The following is a 20,525-nucleotide window of genomic DNA, read 5'->3' as shown; positions in this document are numbered from 1 at the left end:
GTGGTGGAGGCCACCGTGCCAATGGCCAGGCCGCATGGCAAGGTCAGCCCCAACCCGGCCGATCAGCGCCCCCGGCTCACGTGCGCACCGCGGCGACGCTAGTTCACAGGAGGTCGAAGAAGACCCATGCCAAACATCGTTGTTCTGGTGAAGCAGGTGCCTGACACCTACTCGGAACGCAAGCTCAGCGACGGTGACAAGACGCTGGACCGCGACTCGGCCGACGCCGTGCTCGACGAGATCAACGAGCGCGCCGTCGAGGAGGCTCTGCTGATCAAGGAGGCCTCGGAGGGCGAGGTCACCGTGCTCAGCGTCGGCCCCGACCGCGCGACCGAGGCCATCCGCAAGGCCCTGTCGATGGGCGCGGACAAGGCGATCCACGTCAGCGACGCCGCCCTGCACGGTGCGGACGTCATCCAGACCGCCAAGGTGCTCGCCGCGGCGATCGGCAAGGTCGACGGCGTCGACCTCGTCATCGCGGGCAACGAGTCCACCGACGGCGTCGCGGGCGCGGTGCCCGCGATCCTGGCCGAGCTGCTGGGCTACCCGCAGCTCACCCACGCGCGCAAGGTCACCGTCGAGGGCTCGGCCATCAAGGTGGAGCGCGAGACCTCCGACGGCATCACCCACCTCGAGGCGAACCTGCCCGCGGTGGTGAGCGTCGGCGAGAAGATCAACGAGCCGCGCTACCCGTCGTTCAAGGGCATCATGGCCGCGAAGAAGAAGCCGGTGGAGACGCTCACCGTCGCCGACCTCGGCCTGTCGGCCGACGAGGTCGGGCTCGCGAGCGCATGGACGCAGGTGCTCGAGGCGTCCCCGAAGCCGCCGCGCCAGGCCGGTCAGAAGGTCGCCGACGAGGGTGACGGCGGCGTGAAGGTCGCCGAGTACCTGGTATCCCAGAAGCTCATCTGAGTCGCACGAGGAGGAAAGCAACCAATGGCAGAGGTTCTCGTCCTCGTCGACCACGTGGACGGCGAGGCCAAGAAGAGCACCTTCGAGCTGCTCACGGCCGCACGCCGGCTCGGTGAGCCGGCCGCGGTCGTCGTCGGGGCACCCGGCGCGGCAGGCAAGCTCAAGGAGTCGCTCGCGTCCTACGGCGCGGCGAAGGTCTATGTGGCGGAGTCCGATGAGGCCGCCGGCTACCTGGTGACCCCGAAGGTCGACGTGCTGGAGAAGCTCGTCGGCTCGGCGTCCCCGGCCGCGGTGCTGCTCACCGCTTCGGCCGACGGCAAGGAGATCGGCGGCCGGCTGGCCGTGCGCCTGGGCTCCGGTTTCCTCGTCGACGTCGTCGACGTCGAGGCGCAGGGTGACGAGGTCGTCGCGACCCACTCGATCTTCGGTGGCGACTTCGTGGTCAAGGCCAAGTCCACCAAGGGCACGCCCGTGGTGACCGTGCGGGCCGGCAGCATCGAGCCCGAGCAGGCCGACGGTGCGGCGGCCGAGGAGTCGGTCGAGGTGCCCGCGGTCGACGCGGCCAAGTCGGCCAAGATCACCGGCAGCGAGCCGGTGACCGGTGGCGACCGTCCGGAGCTCACCGAGGCCTCCGTCGTCGTCTCCGGTGGTCGCGGCGTCGGTTCGGCCGAGCAGTTCGAGGTCGTGGAGAAGCTCGCCGACGCGCTCGGCGCGGCGGTCGGTGCCTCCCGCGCGGCCGTCGACTCGGGCTACTACCCGGCGCAGTTCCAGGTCGGCCAGACCGGCAAGACGGTGTCCCCGCAGCTCTACATCGCGCTGGGCATCTCGGGGGCCATCCAGCACCGGGCCGGCATGCAGACCTCGAAGACGATCGTCGCGGTGAACAAGGACGAGGAGGCGCCGATCTTCGAGATCGCCGACTTCGGCGTCGTGGGCGACCTGTTCAAGGTCGCGCCGCAGCTCACCGAAGAGGTCGGCAAGCGCAAGGGCTGATCCTTTCGGCAAGCCCGGCGGGGCGGTTCCCAGCGACTGGGGACCGCCCCGCCGTTTTGTCTTCACCGCAACGCCACACGTGGGCCCATCCGGTGTTCACGACCGCTGGTTACACCTGTGGCCATGGTTACGACCCAGGTGCTCGCGACCACCCCGGACTCCGGTGCCGGGACCGCCAGGTACTCCCTCCTCGTCGCGCGCGACAGTGACGAGGTCACCGCCGCCCAACGCCTTCGCCACGCCGTGTTCGCCGGTGAGCTGGGCGCCACCCTGCACTCGCCGGTGCCCGGCCTCGACGTCGACGCCTTCGACGAGTACTGCGACCACCTCGTGGTGCGTGCGGACGACTCGGGCGAGATCGTCGGCACCTACCGCATGCTGCCGCCCGGAAGAGCGGGCGCCGGGCTCTACTCGGAGACCGAGTTCGACCTGGGCGCGCTCGCGCCGCTGCGCGACGGCCTGGTCGAGACCGGTCGCTCGTGCGTGCACCCAGACCACCGCAGCGGTGCCGTCATCGGGCTCGTGTGGGCCGGGATCGCCCGCTACATGGTGCTGTCCGGGCATTCCTGGCTCGGCGGGTGCGCGTCGGTGCCGCTGGCCGACGGCGGCTCGTTCGCCAAGGGCGTCTGGCAGACGGTGCGCGCCAAGCACTACGCGCCCGACGAGTACCGCGTGACGCCGCACCGGCCGTGGAACTCCGACGTGGAGCCGCCGGTCCGCACGGTGCTGCCGCCGCTGCTGAAGGGCTACCTGCGCCTGGGCGCGTGGGTGTGCGGGCCGCCCGCCCACGACCCGGACTTCGCCGTGGCCGACCTGTTCGTCCTGCTGGGAATGTCGCATGTGGACCAGCGTTACCTGCGTTTCTTCCTCGGGGAGACGGGATGAGCACCCACGCCTGGTTCCCGCGCTCACCGTGCGGGCCCGAGTGCCGGGCGGGCGGCGAGCCGACCGTCGGTGCGGTCCGCGCCGCCGGCCGGATGATCGCCGCGGCGTTCGTGGTGCTGCTCGCGGTGATCGTGTCGCCGGTGCTCGCGGTGCTACCGAAAGCCGCGGCGCGGCTGGTGTTCCGGGCGGTGCTGCTGGCGTTCGGGGTGCGGCTGCGGGTGCGGGGCGAGCTGGTCGTCACGCCCGGTCGTGGCGCGCTCGTGGTGGTCAACCACATCTCGTGGCTGGACGCCGTCGCGGTCAACGCCGTGCGTCCCATGCGGGCGGTCGCGAAGAAGGAGATCGGTGCCTGGCCGGTGATCGGCCGGGTGGTCGCCGCCGCGGGCACGGTGTTCCTCGACCGCGAGGGCCTGCGTGCCTTGCCCGGCACGGTGGCCGAGCTCGCGACCGCGTTGCGCGGTGGTGCGGTCGTCACGGCGAACCCCGAAGGCACCACGTGGTGCGGCGCCGCGCTCGGCCGGTTCACCCCGGCGCTGTTCCAGGCCGCGCTGGACGCCGGGGTGCCGGTCCGGCCGGTGGCGCTGCGGTTCACTGTGGACGGTGCGCCCACGCCCGCGCCGTCCTTCGTCGGTGCGGACACGCTGATCGACAGCGTGCGCCGGGTCGCGCGGCTGCGCGGGCTGGTGCTCGAGGTGGTCGTGCTCGACGAGATCGCGCCCGGCACCGTGGCGCACCGGCGCGACCTGGCGGCGCTCGCGTCCGCTTCGGTCACCGCCGCGCTGCTCACCAGCGGGACCACCCCCGGAAGTCGGGTGCCTTCCCAGGCAAAAAGCCGGCATTTCCCGGGCGCGCCCAGTCGGTCGGCGCGCTGACCGGGTCCTTCCCTGGGAAAAACCGGGCGTTGTACCAGCGTGTTCACTCGGTCACGCTGAGTTTAGCCCATTCGGCAGTTCCCCGTGCCCGGAAGGAATCCCGATGAGAGCCAGATCGATCGTGGCCGCCGCCGCACTCCTGCTCGGCGGCCTGGCCGTGGCCGCCGCACCGCAGGCCACCGCGGCCGCGTGCGGCGACCAGGTCGTCGCCAACGGCGGCTTCGAGAGCGGGACCACGCCGTGGACCGCCAGCAGTGGCGTCATCGCGGCCGGCACCACGGCGCAACCCGCGCACTCCGGAACGCAGCTGGCCAAGCTCGACGGCTACGGCACCACCCACACCGACACCTTGACGCAGTCGCTCACGCTGCCTTCGGGGTGCGGGTCGGCGAGCCTGACGTTCTGGCTGCGGGTCACCTCGTCGGAGACGACCGCCAGCACGCAGTACGACAGGCTCGCGGTAAGGCTCGGCACCACCACCGTCGCAACCTTTTCCAACTTGAACAAGGGATCCGCCTACGTCCCGCGCACCATCGACGTCTCCGGATTCGTCGGCCAGACCGTGACCCTCGGGTTCACCGGCACCGAGGACTCGAGCCTCGCCACCACGTTTGCCATCGACGACGTCACGCTCACCACGAGCGGCGGGGGTGACGTGCTCGACGGGGTGCGCACGCCGGTCAACCCGAAGTACACCGTTTCCCTGACCTCGAACACGGCCGGCACGACGTGGACCGGGCACGAGTCGGTGTCGTTCACCAACGCGTCGGCCAACCCGCTGACCGAGGTTTACCTGCGCCTCTGGGACAACTACCACGGCTCGTGCCCGAGCACGCCGATCACGGTCACGAACGTCAGCGGTGGCACGGCCGGCGCGCTCGAAGTCGGGTGCACGGCAATGAAGATCACGCTGCCCGCGCCGCTGGCGCAGGGGCAGTCGGGGACCATCGGGTTCGACCTGTCGATCGTCGTCCCCAGCGGCGCGGACCGGTTCGGCCACGACGGCGCGTACTCGATGATCGGCAACGCGCTGCCGGTGGTGGCGGTGCGCGACACCGCGTGGCACCTCGACCCGTACACCAACAACGGCGAGTCGTTCTACACGCTGATCAGCGACTTCGACGTCACGCTGGTGCACCCCTCGTCGTTGCTGACCCCGGCGACCGGCACGTCCACGGAGACCACCAGCGGCACCACCACGACCACGCACGCCACCGCGACCAAGGTGCGTGACTTCGCCTGGGCCGCGGGACCGTTCGCCAAGATCAACGCCACCTCGGGCAAGGGCGTCAAGGTGAACGTCTACTCGGTCAGCGGGATCAGCACGAGCTCGGCCAACTCGATGCTGAACCTGGCCAAGGACGCCATCGACGTGCACTCGGGCCGCTTCGGCGACTACCCGTACGGCGAGGTGGACGTGGTGCTGGACAACAACTTCTGGTTCGGCGGCATGGAGTACCCGGGCTTCGTGCTCGACCTCGTGTCGAGCACCGCGCTGCCGCACGAGCTGGCGCACCAGTGGTTCTACGGCATCGTGGGCGACGACGAGTACAACTCGCCGTGGCTGGACGAGGGCTTCACCGACTACGCGACGGACCTCTACCGGGGCATCACCGGGTCGGGCTGCGGGATCTCGTGGCAGTCCAGCGCCGAGCAGCTCACGAACTCGATGGCGTACTGGGACGCCCACTCGTCGCGGTACTCGTCGGTGGTCTACGGCTACGGCAAGTGCACCCTGCACGACCTGCGCCGGCTGATCGGGGACACGGCGATGGCCAACCTGATGAAGTCCTACGCGCAGTCCCACTGGTACGGGGTGTCCACAGTGGCCGATTTCAAGGCGGCGGCGCAGGCGGCGGCCGGGTCGACCGACCTGACGTCGTTCTGGTCCCAGCACCGCGTGATCGGCTGACCGGTCACAGTTCCTCGAGGCGGACAAGGCCGTCCTGGATCGCGCGAGCGACCAGGGCGGCCTTGGTCGAGGCCGGGCGCCCGGCGTTGGCGTACCTGATGCGGACCCGGTCGATGTAGCTGCTCACCGTCCGGACCGACAGGCCGAGCTTGCGGGCCACCATCTCCTTGGACTCGCACGCGAACCAGTTCACCAGCACGTCGGTCTCCCGCGCGGTCAGCTTCGGCCGGTCGCGCCGGGCGTCGGTGCTCATCGCGCGCGCCATGGTTGGTGGCGTGTACGGCAGGTTGCGGCTGGCCGCGTGGATCGCGTGCACCAGGTGCCGCGGTCCCTCGGTCTTGGCGACGTGGGCGAACACGCCGAGGTCCAGGCAGGTGAGGATCGTGTCGCGGTCCTCGCGCATCGAGTAGACGATCACCTGCCGGCCCGAGTCGACCAGGCGCCGCACCTCCCCGTAGGCCGGGACCTGCTCGGTCAGCTGCAGGTCGAACACCACCACGTCGGCGGAGAGTCCCGGTTCGGTCCACGCCCCCGCGGGCGTCTGCCCGGAGTCGACGACCTCGATCGGCGGATCGGCGGCGGCGCACCAGGCCTCGATGCCCGCGACGATCGCCGGGTGGTCGTCGATCACGACCACCTTCGTCAGCTCGGCGCTTGCCACGTGGCCTCCACCCAGACCTCCTGCCCGTCGACCAGACTCGTCACAAGGACTCCGACGTCCGTGCGCGCCGCGGGTTCCGGCTCGGCGGCCACGCCGTCGGCGACATCCGTGACGACGCTCACGGTGACGCCGGTGGGCGAGCCCAGCACGGTCACGCGGGCCGATGTGCGGGCGCCCGCCATCACGCGCACTACCGGTTCGGTCAACGCGCGGCGCACCGCCAGCGGCGGCTCCGGGTGGCTCCCGCAGGCGCCGAGGTAGACGTCCACGCCCTTGCGCTCGGCCAGGTCCAGGCACGCGCGGAGCTCGTGCAGCAGCGGGTCGACGACCTCGTCGTGCTCGGCGAACAGCCGGCGCAGCCGCGCCGCCGCGACCGCGTACTCGGCCCGAGCCCGCGGGTCGCGCAGGTCGGCGGTGCCGTCGGTCAGGGCGCGCAGCAGCGGCACCGTGGAGTCCGCCAGTTCGGCGTAGCGGCGGCGGCGGTCGGCGTGCAGGTGCTCGGCGATCGCGTCCGCGGTCCGCGCCTGCTCCTCCCGCGCGGCGGCGTCGACGGCCGTGGTCGCGATCCGCCGCGACGCGGTCGCGACCGCCAGCACGGACATCTCGTAGCCGAGCGCGAGCGTGGACACGACGACGAGATCGGCGACTCGTGCGCCCTGCCCGACCACGACCAGCTGGACGAACGTGGCCGCGGTGAAGGCGCCGAGCAGGACGGCAGCGGCGCGGGTGCTGTGCTCGATCAACACCAGGAGCAGGAACCAGCCGAGCGTCACGTAGCTCCAGCTGGCCTTGGTCATGAGCTGCGGACCGGGGACGCCGGCGGTCGTCAGCGCGGCGGCGGTGAACACCGCCGCGGCGAGAACCCACCGCACCCGGCCGATGGTCCGGTCCCGCAGCACGGCGACCGCGGCCACGACGTCGACCACGGCAAGCAGCGCGAACGCGATCGCCTGGCGCGTGATCCAGTCCTCGGGAGCAGGCTCGGCCAACGGGAGCAGCAGCGCGAAGCCGACCAGCAACACCGTCGAGATGGCCAGGACGACCAGCCGCAACGGCCGCACCAGGGTGTCGACCACCAGGTCCCGGCCCACGTCACGCACGCGGCCACTCCAGGCGGACCACGGTGCCCTCGCCGGGCCGGCTGGTCACGACGGCGCGCCCACCGGCCCGGCGCATGCGCCGTTCGACGGACTCCGCGAGCCCTCGGCGTTGCGCGGGCACCTCGTCCCGGACGAACCCGCGGCCGTGGTCGACCACCTCGACGACGACCATCGAATCCTCCTGTGCCGCAACCAGTTCCGCCGTTTCGACCCCGGCGTGCCGGGCCACGTTGGTCAGCGCTTCCCGTGCCGCGGCACCGATCGCCGCGGCCGCGGCCGCCGGCACGTGCAGGTGGTCGGGCACGCGCAAGTGCACCGCCACCGGTGCCTGCCGCGCCACCTCGCCGAGCAACCGCGTGAGGTCCACCGTGCCCTCGGGGAGAACCGGTTGCGTGGCAAGGGCTTCGAGGTCGCGTGCGGCCTGCTCGGCCACCCACGGCTCGGTGCCCTCGACCATCCCGGTGCCGACGGCGAGCAGGGTGGCGGCCGCCGTGTCGTGCAGCACGGCGAGGTGTTCGCGTTCGTCCGCGCGCCGGGCGGCCGCGATGGCGGCGTCCCGGCCGGCCCGCTCGCTGGCCGCGAGGGCGTGATCGGCCCGCCGGGCCGAGGCGGTGAGGTGCAACCGCAGCAACCGCGAAAGCCCCGCACCGCCGGCCACCACCGCGCCGATCGAGGCGCAGCTGGTCAGGATCGCCGGCGCCGCAAGGAAACCACCGGTCAGGTACGCGCCGACGAGCGCCGCCGTGACCGCCACACCACCGGCCGTCGTGGTGAACCACTGGTGCCCGATCGCCGTGACCATCACCACGGCGAGCACCCAGTTGGTGATGTCGGGCAAGGCATCCGGGCGCACGAGCCAGCGCTGGGCCAGGCACAGGGCCACGACCACTACGGAATCGGCCGCCACGAGCCGGTGGCCGGGCACGTGCCGGACGAACACCACGCTCCAGCCGCACAGTCCCGCCACGACGCCCAGCACCAACGGGAACCGGTCCGCGCCCGCCTGCACGAGGGCCGCCGCGCCGACGATCACCAGCGTCGCGGTGCGCAGCAGGACCACGTACCGCAGGCTCAGGCCACGCAGTTCCGCTTCGGTGGCCCCACCAGAACCCGCCATACCCCATCCCCACGCTCCGGCCGCGGCGTTCCAGGGTAATGGCCGACGTGGTGTGGACCATACGGTCCTGTGGGTTGATCGACCGTCACGCGATGCGGGTCGCCGTCCCTACCGTCGCAACCGGCACCGGAAACGGACGCGGGGGAGCAGCGGGCATGAACGGCATGAACGGCATGGTGACCGCGGCGGCGGACGCGGAGCGGCAGCTGGACGACGTGGTCGAGACGGCGATCCGGCGCGCCGAGGCGTTCACCGAGGCGCGGCACCGGATCGACGAGGTGACGGTGACCCACCGCTCTCCGGACGGCGCCGTGTCGGTGACTGTGCGCGCCTCGGGTGCCGTGCTCGACGTGACGTGCTCCGAGCTGGTCCGCACCATGCCGCCGCACCAGGTCGCGGCCACGTTCCAGGCGTGTGTGCAGGCCGCGCAGGCGGGCGTCGCACGCCGGATGGAGGGGATCCTGCGTGCGGCTGCCCCCGGCGACCCGCTGACCGACGAACTGGTCGCCGACGCGCACAAGGCGTTCCCGCCGCCGCAGGTCCCGACTGTGTCCACAAAGGACGCCGGGCCGCAATACCTGGCCATCGGCGACATCGAGGACCACGACCCGCGCCCGCAGCAACGCCGCCGTCCGCTGCGGCCCGGGCCGGTCGACGACGATCCCGACGACTGGAGCGGCCGGTCCGTCCTGTCCTAGGCGCACCAAGGGGGAACAGACGATGACACCGAAGGATCCCGCGATCGACCTGTCGGTCGACACGCAGGAGCTCTACGCACACGCCCGATCCGTGCTGGGCCTGCAGCACCCGATGGACCGGGTCGTGGGCGCGGCGAAGGCGGCGAGCCCGGACTACCTGGACATGGCCTACGGGGAGTTGTGCCAGCCGTTCGCGCTGGCCCTGCACCCGTTGCGCGAGCAGGCCGAGGACGGTGCCAAGAAGATCTCGTCGGCGCTCGAATCGGTCTCGAACGAGCTGATCAAGGCTGTCGAGCTCTACGACAAGACGGACACGACGCACGCGCAGGAGCTGCACCGGCTCGGCGCCGCGCTGCCGTCCAGCGACAAGAACTGGGTGATCGCCGACGGCACCAAGTTCGACCTCAAGGACTACGACCCGACCCGCGACGGCGGCAAGGGCGACTGGTACGCGTTCACCGGTCTGACCAAAGAGGACTGGGCCACCGGCGGTGGCGTCGTCGACGACGTCTGGGCGGCATCGCAGGAGATCGGCGAGAAGTCCAAGAAGAACTACGGCCTCATCGCCGGTCAGATCGCCGCGCTCGGCCTGGATGGGGTCGGCATCGCCGCCGACCCGGTCGGCACCCTCGCCGGCTGGGCGGCGGGTTGGCTGATGGAGCACATCAAGCCGCTGAAGCTCATGCTCGACCTGGTGACCGGCAACCCGAAGGCGGTGGCGGCCGCGGCCCAGACGTGGAAGACGATCGGGGACGAACTGGTCCGGCTCGGCAAGGCCTATGCCCAGGCCGTCCGCAACGGCACCGGGCACTGGGACGGCGCGGCCGGGCACGGCTACCGCGAGCACGCCGCGAAGAACATCGTGAGCGCCTTCCTGGCCTCCGGCACGCTCGCGCACACGCTGAGCATCGTGGTCGGGATGACCGGCGAACTGGTCGACATGGTCCGCGCCGCCGTGCGCGACCTGATCGGGCAGGCGGCCGCCCTCGGAGCCGACGCCCTGGCCAAGCGGTTCTTCGGCTACGCGCCCCCGACCGAGATTGCCCGGCTGGCCGAACTCGTCCAGGAGGGCAAGACGGTCGTGAAGCTCCTGGCCACGTTGACCGGCGAGACCGCGGCGATCTTCCCGAGGCTCATCGATGCCTACAAGGCGGTGACGAAAATCATCCCGATGCTCGACGGGATCTGAGGCCGCGACTGGACCTCGACCCAGGTCGAGGTTGCAGTATCTGCGGTGTGGCTATCGCGCAGGCGGCTCGCACCGCGTCCCCGTTGTGGAACAGGCGCAACCGCGCCGCCACCACCGGGATGCTGGTCCTGATCACGATCGCGGCCTTCGAGCACCTCGGCGTGAGCACGGCGACCCCGCGGATGCTGGCCGACCTGCACGGTGAGGCGCTCTACTCGTGGCCGTTCACCGCGTTCCTCGCGGCGAGCGTGATGGCGACGGTGCTCTCCGGCCGGGCGTGCGACCGGTTCGGGCCCGGACCCGCGTTGCTCGTCGGACCGGGGCTCTTCCTGGCCGGGCTGATCGTCGCCGGGACGGCGACCGGGATGGCGCAGTTGCTCACCGGGCGGGCGTTGCAGGGGCTCGGGCTCGGCGCCCAGATCGTGGCCATCTACGTGCTGGTCGCGCTCATCCACACCGAACGCGACCGGCCGGCGGCGTTCGGGCTGCTCGCCGCCGCTTGGGTGGTGCCGTCGGTGATCGGGCCGACGGCAGCCGGCCTGATCACCGAGCACTGGGGCTGGCGGTGGGTGTTCCTCGCCCTGACGCCGCTCGCGTTGCTCGGCGTCCTGCTGCTCGTGCCGACCGTCCGCACGTTGCCCTCAGTGCAACGCAACGCGACCAGGCGGCGCGGCGTGCCGGCCGGCGCGGTGGCCGCCGGGGTTGGCATCTCGGCGCTGACGTGGGCGGCCCAGCACGCCATCCTATGGTTGGGCATCGTCGGCCTCGCGCTGCTCGTGCCCGCCCTGCGTGTGTTGCTGCCCAAGGGAACGCTGCTGGCCAGGCGCGGCCTGCCCGCCGTGGTGCTGGCGCGCGGGATCTTCGCGGGCTCGTTCTTCGCCGTCGAGGCCTACCTGCCGCTGACCTTGGCCAACGTCCACGGCTACTCGCCGGCGCTGGCCGGGTTGCCGCTCACGGTCGGCGCGCTCGGCTGGTCGGCGGCGTCGGCGTGGCAGGGCCGCCACCCCGACGTGCCACGCGTCACGCTGGTGCGCACCGGGTTCGCCACGCTCGCCCTCTCGCTCGCCGCGACCGCGGTGATCGGCCCGCACTGGCCGACCGGCTGGCTCGCCGCCGTGTTGTGGCTGGTCGGGGGCGCGGGCATGGGCCTGGCGATCCCGAGCCTGACCGTGCTGACCATGCACCACGCCGCCGAGGACCAGCGCGGGTTCGCGTCGTCGGCGCTGCAGGTGGCGGACATGATGGCCTCGGCCCTGACCGTCGGCATCGGTGGCGTGCTGCTCGGCGCCCTCGCCTCGGCCGCGCACCCGAGCGCCGCCGTGGTGCCGCTGGACCTCGCGATGGGCGCCCTCGCCCTGACCGGGATCGCGGTGAGCCGCCGGATGGGCTGATCCGCCGTGTTCCCTGCGAGCTACGCTGGGGCACGCGATGACCTACCTCGACCACGCCGCGACCACGCCGATGCTGCCATCGGCGATCTCGGCGATGACCGAGGCCATGGCGCTGCACGGCAGCGCCCTGGGCAACGCGTCCTCGCTGCACTCCTCCGGGCGCAAGGCGCGGCGGATCGTCGAGGAGGCCCGCGAGCTGATCGCGGAGTCACTCGGGGCCCGGCCGTCGGAGGTCATCTTCACCGCAGGCGGCACCGAAAGCGACAACCTGGCCCTCAAGGGGATCTACTGGGCCCGTCGCAACGGTGACGACCGAAAGCGCAGGGTCCTGGTCTCGGCCATTGAGCACCACGCCGTGCTCGACGCCGCGCAATGGCTCGCCGACGAGGCCGGCGCCGAGCTGACCTGGCTCGAGGTCGACGACTTCGGCCGCGTGCACGAGGACACGCTGCGCGCCGCCATCGCCACCAACCCCGACGACGTCGCGCTGGTCAGCGTCATGTGGGCCAACAACGAGGTCGGCACGGTCAACCCGGTCGGCGAGCTCGCCGGCGTGTGCACCGAGCACGGCATCCCGTTCCACACCGACGCCGTGCAGGCGGTCGGAGAACTGCCGGTCGACTTCGCCGCGAGCGGCGCGAGCGCGCTCACCCTGACCGGCCACAAGCTCGGCGGCCCCTACGGCGCGGGTGCCCTGCTGCTGGGCCGCGACGTGGCGTGCGTGCCGTTGCTGCACGGCGGCGGCCAGGAGCGCGACGTGCGGTCCGGCACCCTCGACGTACCGGCGGTCCACGCGTTCGCCACGGCCGTCGAGCAGGTCACCGCCGAGCGCGCGGTCCGCGCCGAGGAACTCGCCGCGCTGCGCGACGAGCTGGTCGCCGCCGTGCTGCGCAAGGTGCCCGACGCGGTGCTCAACGGCGACCCGGGCCAGTCCGCGGTGGCCGACGGCCCGTCCCGGCTGCCCGGCAACGCCCACTTCACCTTTCCCGGCTGCGAAGGCGACAGCTTGCTGATGCTCCTGGACGCGCAAGGCATCGAGTGCTCGACGGGATCCGCGTGCACAGCAGGTGTGGCCCAGCCGAGCCACGTGCTGCTGGCCATGGGCGTCGAGGCGGCCGCGGCCCGCGGGTCGCTGCGGTTCTCCCTCGGCCACACGTCCACGTCCGAGGACGTCGCCGCGCTGGAAGCGGCCATCGGCCCGGTCGTCGAGCGCGCGCGCTCCGCCGGGATCGCGGGGCTGCGCCGCAAGGCGGCCACTCAGGAATCAGGAGTCCGCTGATGCGCGTGCTCGCCGCGATGAGTGGTGGCGTGGACTCGGCGGTGGCCGCCGCCCGCGCCGTGTCCGCCGGCCACGACGTGGTCGGCGTGCACCTGGCGTTGTCCGCCAAGCCGGGCACGCTGCGCACTGGCGCGCGTGGCTGCTGCACGGTCGAGGACGCGCGCGACGCCCGCCGGGTCGCCGACATCCTCGGGATCCCGTTCTACGTCTGGGATTTCGCCGAGCGCTTCGGCGCGGACGTGATCGAGGACTTCGTCGCCGAGTACGCCGCGGGCCGCACGCCCAACCCGTGCATGACGTGCAACGAGAAGATCAAGTTCGAGGCGTTGCTGGACAAGGCGACCGCGCTCGGCTTCGACGCCGTGTCCACCGGCCACTACGCCCGGCTGTCGCATGTGGACGGTGCGCCGGAACTGCGGCGCAGCGCGGACTTGGGCAAGGACCAGTCCTATGTGCTCGCCTCGCTGACCTCGGACCAGTTGCGCAACGCGATGTTCCCCCTCGGCGACTCGGTCAAGTCCGACGTACGCGCGGAGGCCGCCGAGCGCGGCCTCATGGTCGCCGACAAGCCCGACAGCCACGACATCTGCTTCATCCCCGACGGCGACACGCAGGCGTTCCTGGGCAAGAAGATCGGCAACCGGCCCGGCACCCTCGTCGACGACAAGACCGGTGCGGTGCTGGGCAGGCACACCGGCGTGCACGGGTTCACCGTCGGCCAGCGCCACGGGCTCGGCATCGACGCGCCCGCACCGGACGGGCGCCCGCGGTACGTGCTCTCGCTGGAACCGGTGTCCGGCACGGTCAAGGTCGGGGCCCGCGAAGAGCTGGCGGTGCGGGAGATCGTCGGGCAGCGGGTGCGCTGGCCCTCGGGCCGGCCGATCGACGGCGAGGTCGACTGCGTGGCGCAGGTGCGTGCGCACGGCGGCACCGCGCCGGTCACCGCGCGGGTGCAGGGCGATCGCATGCACGTCACCGTCGACGGCGAACTGCGTGGCGTCGCGCCCGGTCAGACGATCGTGCTCTACGCGCCCGACCCCGGTGGCGACATCGTGCTCGGCAGCGCGCGCATCACCGAGACCGGCTGAGCCGGGGGTGTCCGTGCGCGAACTCGTCGTCCTCGGGACGGCGAGCATGGTCCCCACGCGAACCCGCTCCCACAACGCGTACCTGTTGCGCTGGGACCGCGAGACCATCCTGTTCGACCCGGGTGAGGGCACGCAGCGGCAGATGCTCTTCGCCGGGGTGTCGGTGTCGCCGCTGACACGGATCTGCGTCAGCCACTTCCACGGCGACCACTGCCTCGGTCTGCCCGGCGTGATCCAGCGGTTGTCGATCGACGGCGTGGCCCACCCGGTGGCCGCGCACTTCCCGGCGTCGGGCGCGCGGTACTTCGAACGCCTGCGGCACGCCTCCTCCTTCCACGAGACCGCCGAACTCGTCCCGCACCCGGTGACCGGCGACGGGCCACTGGCCGAAGGACCGTCCGGCGTGCTCGAGGCGTACCGGCTGGACCACGTGATCGACTCGGTCGGCTACCGGCTGGTCGAGCCGGACGGGCACACGATGGTGCCGGAACTGCTTGCGCGGCACGGGATCGCGGGTCCGGACGTGTCGCGTCTGGTGCGTGAAGGGTCGCTGGGATCGGTGCGGGTCGAGGACGTGAGCGTGCCGCGACCGGGGCAGCGGTTCGGATTCGTCATGGACACCCGGCTCTGCGACGGCGTGTACCGGGTCGCCGAAGGCGCGGACCTGCTGGTGATCGAGGCGACCTTCCGCGACGCGGACCACAAGCTCGCCCACGACTACGGGCACCTGACGGCGGGGCAGGCGGGCAAGGTGGCCGCCGAGTCGGGCGTCCGCACGCTGGTGCTGACGCATTTCTCCCAGCGCTACCAGGACTTCACCGGCCACCACGACGAAGCCGCCGAACACTTCGGCGGCTCCATCGTCGTGGCCGACGACCTCATGCGGATCCCGGTGCCGAAGCGCCGCCCGTAACTCGCGCGACCCCCAGCAACGCGAGCCCACCGGTCACCAGCACCCCGCCCAGCGCGAGCGCCGACACGACGGCGGCGGCCAGCGGCGGGTCCAAAGGCGACACGTGCGTCACCGACTCGAGGACCACGACCACGATCAGCGCCAGGTAGGCCACCACCGCGCTCGCCACGATCCGGGTGCGGGTCCGCTCGGTCCACGGCGTGAACGTCAGCAGCCACGCCATCCCGGGAACCACGAGGATCGCGTGCATCGCCACGGCGTGCGCCGGCTTCAACGCGCCCGCGGTGGTGTAGGCGACCTCGGGCGAGCCGCCGCGGGCCGCCACGCTGCCGGTGGCGATCATGGCCGCGCCGACGCCCAGCGCGATCAGCAGCGCGACGAAACCGAACCGGACGGCCAGCCGCACGCTCGGCGGCGCCTGCGCGACCGTCCGGAACGCGGCGATCGTCCAGCCGATCGCGGTCGCCACGATCACGCCGCCGCCAATGGCGAGCGTGGTCGACACGGCGGTGTCGAACCCGGTCTCGAAGTTGAAGTGCGACGGCACGTGCCGCCACGCCTGCGTCGTCACCAGCGCCACCTCGACGACGCAGGCGATGGTGAACGCCGTGATCAGCACCCGGCGCGCCCGCGGTCCCATCCGCAGGAACGTGGTCGCCCACACCACGCTGGCCAGCGTGAGCCCGAAGGACAGGCCGAACGTCACCGCCTTGCGCATGGACAACGGCCCGAGCCACGTCCCGCCGGAGACCACCAGCACGCCCAGGTGCACCAGGCCGCTGGTGAACAACACCGCCGCCACGACCACCGCGGCCCGCTCGATGCGCAGGCCGCCACTCCACGCCCGGCGAAGCGAGTCGGCGAGCGGTTGAACGCGTGAGGTCACCATGCGTCATAGCGTGTCGCCCCGGATGGCCCATGTCGTCCGCCGCACACCGCCAGTCCGGGTACGCGTCCCCCGGTATCCGGCCCCGGGACTTGCGCCTCTCGACGTATCGGTGACGAGACGTTACGAACGAACTCACCCATTCGACGTATCTGGGGGTGCGTCGGATGTTCTTGTAGTAGCGGACGCATGCCCGAGCGAGCCTGCGAAGGGGCGGATGGATGACGACGGACAACGAAGGCGGAGCCCGGCACGCGGCACGCCTACCCGGTCAGGAAAGGCAAGTGGAGCAGGTTCGCCTGCCCGAGCTGGTGCGCATCCCGGACGAGGTGCTGAACCGCTACCGGGCCCGGCTGCTGGATCCGAGCACGGCGGTCCACATCCTGGGCACCAAGCGCCCGGAGTCGACGATCTACCGGTCCGACACGCTGCTGGTGCCGCTGCGCCAGGCGCAGTCGAAGGAAACGATCGCCCGGTACAACAAGGCCCTCGAGCCGCTCGGCGCCGAGCTGGTGGTGGTCCTCCCGGACACCCCCGCCTGGCGGGAGGCGCTGAAGAACTTCCACCCCGACATGCCGATCGCCGTGCTCATCACCACGCGTGCGGACTCAGTGTCCGATCACGCCCCCGACCCGTGGGCGGTCCTCGTCGTGCTCCGCCGCGCATTCCCGAAGGACGAGGAAGTGCAGAACATCGGACTCGAGCACCTGGCCATCGCCGCGTCGACCGAGGTCGAGGGCGCACCCGTGAGCCACGGCCAACCTGTGAGCCACGGCCAGGGGCCGGACAGCGATGGCTTGCCGCTCTACACCGGCAGCCGGAATCCCGTGCTGGTGGTCGCCCCGAAGCCCGCCCGGTGCCCGGCCGCTTCGCTGCCCGCCGGTCGCCGCCCGGTGGTGGCCACACTCGACACCGGCATCGGCGTGCACCCATGGCTGACCGTCGGAAACCCGGCATCCGATCCGGTCGTCGAGGTTTCGGACGACTTCCAGATCCTGCTCGCCGACCACGAATCCTCGCTGGCCGCCGCGACCGGCGACACCATCGATCCGTTGACCTCGCCGTACGAGGAGCGGGACCTGGTCCAGCCCTTGCTCGGGCTCACCGACTCCCATGCGGGCCACGGCACGTTCATCACCGGCCTGGTCCACCAAACCTGCCCGGATGCCCGGGTTCTGTCGCTGCGCGTGCTGCACACCGACGGCATTGCCGCAGAAGGCTCGATCCTGTTGGCGCTGGAATGGCTTCGGCAGCGGGTGCAGGCAGCGATCGATGACAACGAGCCGGACCAGATCGTGGATGTGGTGACGCTGTCGCTGGGCTACTACCCGGAACAGGGCGATGCCGCCGATCGCCTGCTGCTCTCCGACGCGATCCGCAGGCTCACCGACCTCGGCGTGGTCGTGGTGGCCGCAGCGGGCAACGACGCGACCACCCGCCCGTTCCTGCCTGCGGCACTCGGCCTCGACCCGGCCCACCCCGATGGCTGCAACCCGCACGTCCTGGCCATCGGTGCGCTGAACGCGTCCGGCGGGACCACGGCGGCGTTCAGCAACGACGGCGGCTGGGTCTGTCGGTGGGCGCCCGGCAACTCCGTCGTGAGCACCGTCCCGCTCTGGCAGGGGTCAGCCATGGGCGCGCTGATGATCGGCGACCACGCCGGTGCCGGACCGCGGATGCGCAGCGCCCCCGACAACGACGACCTCACGACCGGGTTCGCCGTGTGGGCGGGCACCTCGTTCGCGGCTCCGATCGCAGCGGGCTTGGTGGCCGCGTCGTTCGGGCAGTTGCCCGACGCGACGAGCCTGCCGGACAAGCTGACCCGCGCGGATCAGGCGATCGCCGCGACGGACACGGAGCTGGCGGCCCGCGGCTGGATGTGAGCGGGTTCGACCCGGCTCGATGACATGGCGAACCCTTGTGGCGGACGCTGATCCGCCACAAGGGCCCGTGCCATACTGTTGAGCCCATGGCGCTGCGGTCCGGCGAGCGAGTGGCGGCACGCCGGGGCATGCTGGATCGCGCGATCGAGCTGCACCGGCGCGCTCAGGCATCGGTCTACCACTACCGGTTCGACCAGGCCCGCGCCCAGTTGAACCGCTCGCTGGCGCTGCTGGACCAGATGCCCGACGCGCAGTCGGAAGACGTGCTGCACGCCAAGGTGAAGGCACTGGCCACGCGCGGCTACATCGAGGCGGAAAGTGGCGGGCTCGACAACGGTCTGCGGTGGCTCGACCAGGCACACGCCCAAGTGCTGCTACTGGCGCCCGGCGCGCAACGGGCCGAGCTCGAAGGGCTTGTACTGCAGCAACGCTCTCTGCTGCTGCACCGGGCGAGCCGCCTCGAGGAGTCGCTCGAACTGTCGGACAAGGCGGCGGTGCTGCTGGAGCGCGGGCTCGCCGAAGGCGTGGGCGACGCGAACACACTCGCGGGGCTGTACCTCAACCGGAGCGTGATCTACATCGGCCTCGGTTCGCCGAAGGCCGCGGCCAGCGAGTGCCACCGCTGCATCCAGGTGTGCGAGCGCTACGGCGAGCCGCAAGTCGCCGCCAAGGCCAAGCAGAACCTGGGCTACATCGCTTACATGGTGGGCGACATGGTCGAGGCGCTGCGGTACTTCGCGCAGGCCGACAGCAGCTATCGGGAGCTCGCACCGGGCCTGGCGCCGATCGTGCAGATGGATCAGGGGCGTGCGTTGCTGGCGGCCGGGCTCGCGGTGGACGCGGCCAATGTGCTCGACGAGGCGCTGCCGGCGCTTCGAGCGCAACAGGTCGTCCAGGACGTCGGTGAGACCGAGCTCGCGCGGGCCGCGGCCGGCCTGCTGTTGGGCGAGGTGCGCACGGCGCGGCGGCTGGCGCGGGCGGCGAAGCGGCGCTTCGAGCGGCGGGGCAACACCCGGTGGGCGGCGATCGCGGAGCTGGCGGCGTTGCGGGCCGACACGGCGGCCGTGCTCGACTCGGGCAAGGTGCCCGCCGCGCTGCCGGTGCACGCCATGAAGCTGGCCGAGACGTTGCGGGGGATGCTGCTGGAGGACGAGACCTCGCTCGCGCTGATGCTCGCGGCTCGCTTGGAACTGCGCCGCGGCCAGCTGGCCGCGGCCCGCAACCTGCTCGACCAGGTGCGCAGCCCGCGGGCCACGGCGCCGGTTGACCACCGGATGCTGCTGCGGCTGTGCCGCGCGGAACTGGCCATCGCCGACGGGGACCGGCGCCGGGCGTTGTCCGAGGCGCGGGCCGGGCTGACCGAACTGGGCAAGGCCCGCGACCGCATGGGCGGGCTGGAAATGGTGTGCGGCACGGCCATCCACGGCCTGCAGCTCGGCGAGCTGGCGATCCGCCTGGTGCTCACGGGCCGGGCCGACGCGCGGCGGCTCTTCGGCTGGCTGGAACGCACGCGGGCCCAGGTCTACCGGTACGAGCCGGTGCCGCACTCCACCGACGAGCGGATCGCCGAGCGGATCGGCGAGATCCGGCAGCTGCGCCGGGCCGTGCAGCTGGAGCGCCTGGCCGGGCGGACTGCGCGCAAGCAGTCCGCGCAGGTCGCGGTGCTGGAGCGCGACGCGGTCCGGCAGGGTTGGTACGCCTCGAGCTGGGGCAAGCCGCGGCCGGTGGCGAAGCTGGACGAGGTCGCCGACACGCTCGGCGACCGGGCGCTGATCAGCTTCGCCGTCAGCGGGGACGAGCTGGTCGCCGTGGCCGTCGCGGGCCGGCGGACCCGGCTGGTGCGGCTCGGCTCCGCGGCCACGGCCATCGAGGCGGCCCGTCGGTTGCACGCCGACCTCGATGCGCTGGCACCGGACGGGTTGCCCGCGCCGATCGTCGAAGTGGTCGCGGGGTCGGCGGCGCGCAGCGCGGCGGCCATCGACCGGCAGTTCGCCGCGTTGTGGACTCTCGTGGGCGGGCGGGAGCTGGTCGTCGTGCCGACCGGGCCGCTCTATGCGGTGCCGTGGGGTGTGCTGGAGTCGTTGCGGGGCACGCCGGTCGTGGTGGCGCCGTCCGCGACCGCTTGGCTGACCGCGGCCCTGGCCAGCGAACCGGACCGGCCGCCGTTGCTGGTCACCGGTCCCTCGCTGAGCCCGCAGATCGCCGAGGGGAACGAACTCAGCGGGGTGTACCCGGACGCGATCCGGCTGGCCGGGACCGGCGCGACCTCCGCGGCGGTGCTGGCGGCCATGGACGGCGCGCGGATCGCGCACCTCGCCGCGCACGGCGAGCACGAACCGTCCAACGCGTTGTTCTCACGGCTGCAGTTGGCCGACGGACCGATGTTCGCCCACGAGTTGTCGCAGCTGCAGCGACCACCCGGGCAGGTCGTGCTCGCGGCGTGCGAGCTGGCGCTCAACCACGTGCGGCCCGGCGACGAGGCGCTGGGGTTCGCGGGGGCGTTGCTGGCCGGTGGGGTGCGCACGGTGGTGGCCGCGGTGAGCCGGGTCGGCGATGCGGCCGCGGCCGCCGCCATGGTGCGCTACCACGAACTGGTGGCCGCGGGGACCTCACCGGCCTCCGCGCTGGCCACCGCGATCGCGGTGGATCCCTTGCGCAGGCCGTTCATCTGCATGGGCGCTGCCTGAATTCGGCTCAGGTTCTCGATTCCTCGTCACGTCGGACGGGCGTCACGGCAGAGTCCAGC

At 72.0% G+C, this 20,525-nt stretch carries 17 protein-coding genes; 13 read left to right on the top strand and 4 right to left on the bottom strand.

The window, feature by feature from the left end; translation table 11 throughout:
- Positions 1 to 126: 126 nt before the first annotated feature.
- The 5 genes from EV186_RS19435 to EV186_RS19415 all read left to right on the top strand — a co-directional run bounded on the left by EV186_RS19435 (position 127) and on the right by EV186_RS19415 (position 5,574).
- Positions 127 to 912 (top strand): electron transfer flavoprotein subunit beta/FixA family protein, encoded by a 786-nt coding sequence (locus EV186_RS19435; protein WP_133850734.1) that lies wholly within the window; start codon positions 127 to 129, stop codon positions 910 to 912.
- Between the two features lie 24 nt (positions 913 to 936).
- On the top strand, positions 937 to 1,905 hold the full coding sequence (locus EV186_RS19430; RefSeq protein WP_133850733.1) for an electron transfer flavoprotein subunit alpha/FixB family protein: 969 nt from the start codon (positions 937 to 939) through the stop codon (positions 1,903 to 1,905).
- A gap of 123 nt (positions 1,906 to 2,028) precedes the next feature.
- A complete protein-coding gene (locus EV186_RS19425) occupies positions 2,029 to 2,790 on the top strand; it encodes a GNAT family N-acetyltransferase (protein ID WP_133850732.1) in 762 nt (253 codons plus the stop codon).
- Entirely contained in the window at positions 2,787 to 3,662 is an 876-nt protein-coding gene (locus EV186_RS19420; protein WP_133850731.1) for a lysophospholipid acyltransferase family protein, read from the top strand. The genes EV186_RS19425 and EV186_RS19420 overlap by 4 nt, the downstream gene beginning before the upstream one ends.
- 103 nt (positions 3,663 to 3,765) lie before the next feature.
- A complete protein-coding gene (locus EV186_RS19415; RefSeq protein ID WP_133850730.1) occupies positions 3,766 to 5,574 on the top strand; it encodes a M1 family aminopeptidase in 1,809 nt (602 codons plus the stop codon).
- Positions 5,575 to 5,578: 4 nt separating this feature from the next.
- Here the strand turns inward: EV186_RS19415 and EV186_RS19410 are convergent, their stop codons facing one another.
- From EV186_RS19410 to EV186_RS19400, 3 genes are read right to left on the bottom strand one after another with little or no spacing between them, the layout of a single operon-like run.
- On the bottom strand, positions 5,579 to 6,235 hold the full coding sequence (locus tag EV186_RS19410) for a DNA-binding response regulator (protein ID WP_208115690.1): 657 nt from the start codon (positions 6,233 to 6,235) through the stop codon (positions 5,579 to 5,581).
- A complete protein-coding gene (locus tag EV186_RS19405; RefSeq protein WP_133850729.1) occupies positions 6,217 to 7,335 on the bottom strand; it encodes a hypothetical protein in 1,119 nt (372 codons plus the stop codon). Before EV186_RS19405 ends, EV186_RS19410 begins: the two co-directional genes overlap by 19 nt.
- A complete protein-coding gene (locus tag EV186_RS19400; RefSeq protein ID WP_133850728.1) occupies positions 7,328 to 8,452 on the bottom strand; it encodes an ATP-binding protein in 1,125 nt (374 codons plus the stop codon). The genes EV186_RS19405 and EV186_RS19400 overlap by 8 nt, the downstream gene beginning before the upstream one ends.
- Before the next feature lie 155 nt (positions 8,453 to 8,607).
- Between EV186_RS19400 and EV186_RS19395 the strand changes: the two genes are divergently transcribed.
- Genes EV186_RS19395 through EV186_RS19370 form a run of 6 tightly spaced genes read left to right on the top strand, consistent with a single transcriptional unit; the run spans position 8,608 to position 15,010 of the window.
- The gene (locus EV186_RS19395) at positions 8,608 to 9,150 is read left to right on the top strand and encodes a YbaB/EbfC family nucleoid-associated protein (protein WP_166659234.1); all 543 of its coding nucleotides are present in this window, start codon (positions 8,608 to 8,610) and stop codon (positions 9,148 to 9,150) included.
- Positions 9,151 to 9,172: 22 nt separating this feature from the next.
- Positions 9,173 to 10,339: a type VII secretion target gene (locus tag EV186_RS19390; RefSeq protein ID WP_133850726.1), complete on the top strand. Its 1,167-nt coding sequence runs from the start codon at positions 9,173 to 9,175 to the stop codon at positions 10,337 to 10,339.
- A gap of 47 nt (positions 10,340 to 10,386) precedes the next feature.
- Complete coding sequence (locus tag EV186_RS19385; RefSeq protein ID WP_243754148.1) at positions 10,387 to 11,730, top strand: MFS transporter; 1,344 nt, start codon at positions 10,387 to 10,389, stop codon at positions 11,728 to 11,730.
- 37 nt (positions 11,731 to 11,767) lie between these two features.
- On the top strand, positions 11,768 to 13,009 hold the full coding sequence (locus EV186_RS19380; RefSeq protein ID WP_133850725.1) for a cysteine desulfurase family protein: 1,242 nt from the start codon (positions 11,768 to 11,770) through the stop codon (positions 13,007 to 13,009).
- The gene (gene mnmA / locus EV186_RS19375; protein ID WP_133850724.1) at positions 13,009 to 14,097 is read left to right on the top strand and encodes a tRNA 2-thiouridine(34) synthase MnmA; all 1,089 of its coding nucleotides are present in this window, start codon (positions 13,009 to 13,011) and stop codon (positions 14,095 to 14,097) included. Before EV186_RS19380 ends, mnmA begins: the two co-directional genes overlap by 1 nt.
- A gap of 7 nt (positions 14,098 to 14,104) precedes the next feature.
- Positions 14,105 to 15,010: a ribonuclease Z gene (locus EV186_RS19370; RefSeq protein ID WP_133850723.1), complete on the top strand. Its 906-nt coding sequence runs from the start codon at positions 14,105 to 14,107 to the stop codon at positions 15,008 to 15,010.
- Here the strand turns inward: EV186_RS19370 and EV186_RS19365 are convergent.
- Positions 14,976 to 15,899, bottom strand: a complete 924-nt coding sequence (locus EV186_RS19365; RefSeq protein WP_133850722.1) for a hypothetical protein — start codon at positions 15,897 to 15,899, stop codon at positions 14,976 to 14,978. The two genes, EV186_RS19370 and EV186_RS19365, sit on opposite strands and share 35 nt — an antisense overlap.
- Positions 15,900 to 16,117: 218 nt before the next feature.
- Here EV186_RS19365 and EV186_RS19360 point away from each other — a divergent pair, with 218 nt between their 5' ends.
- A complete protein-coding gene (locus EV186_RS19360) occupies positions 16,118 to 17,779 on the top strand; it encodes a S8 family peptidase (protein WP_133850721.1) in 1,662 nt (553 codons plus the stop codon).
- An 86-nt stretch (positions 17,780 to 17,865) separates the two neighbouring features.
- Positions 17,866 to 20,466: a CHAT domain-containing protein gene (locus EV186_RS19355; RefSeq protein WP_243754147.1), complete on the top strand. Its 2,601-nt coding sequence runs from the start codon at positions 17,866 to 17,868 to the stop codon at positions 20,464 to 20,466.
- Positions 20,467 to 20,525 lie beyond the last annotated feature (59 nt).

Source organism: Labedaea rhizosphaerae (assembly GCF_004362825.1).
Classification (GTDB): Bacteria; Actinomycetota; Actinomycetes; order Mycobacteriales; family Pseudonocardiaceae; genus Labedaea; species Labedaea rhizosphaerae.
Note: the sequence above shows the minus strand (reverse complement) of the source record. Positions and strands in the feature narration are given on the sequence as shown.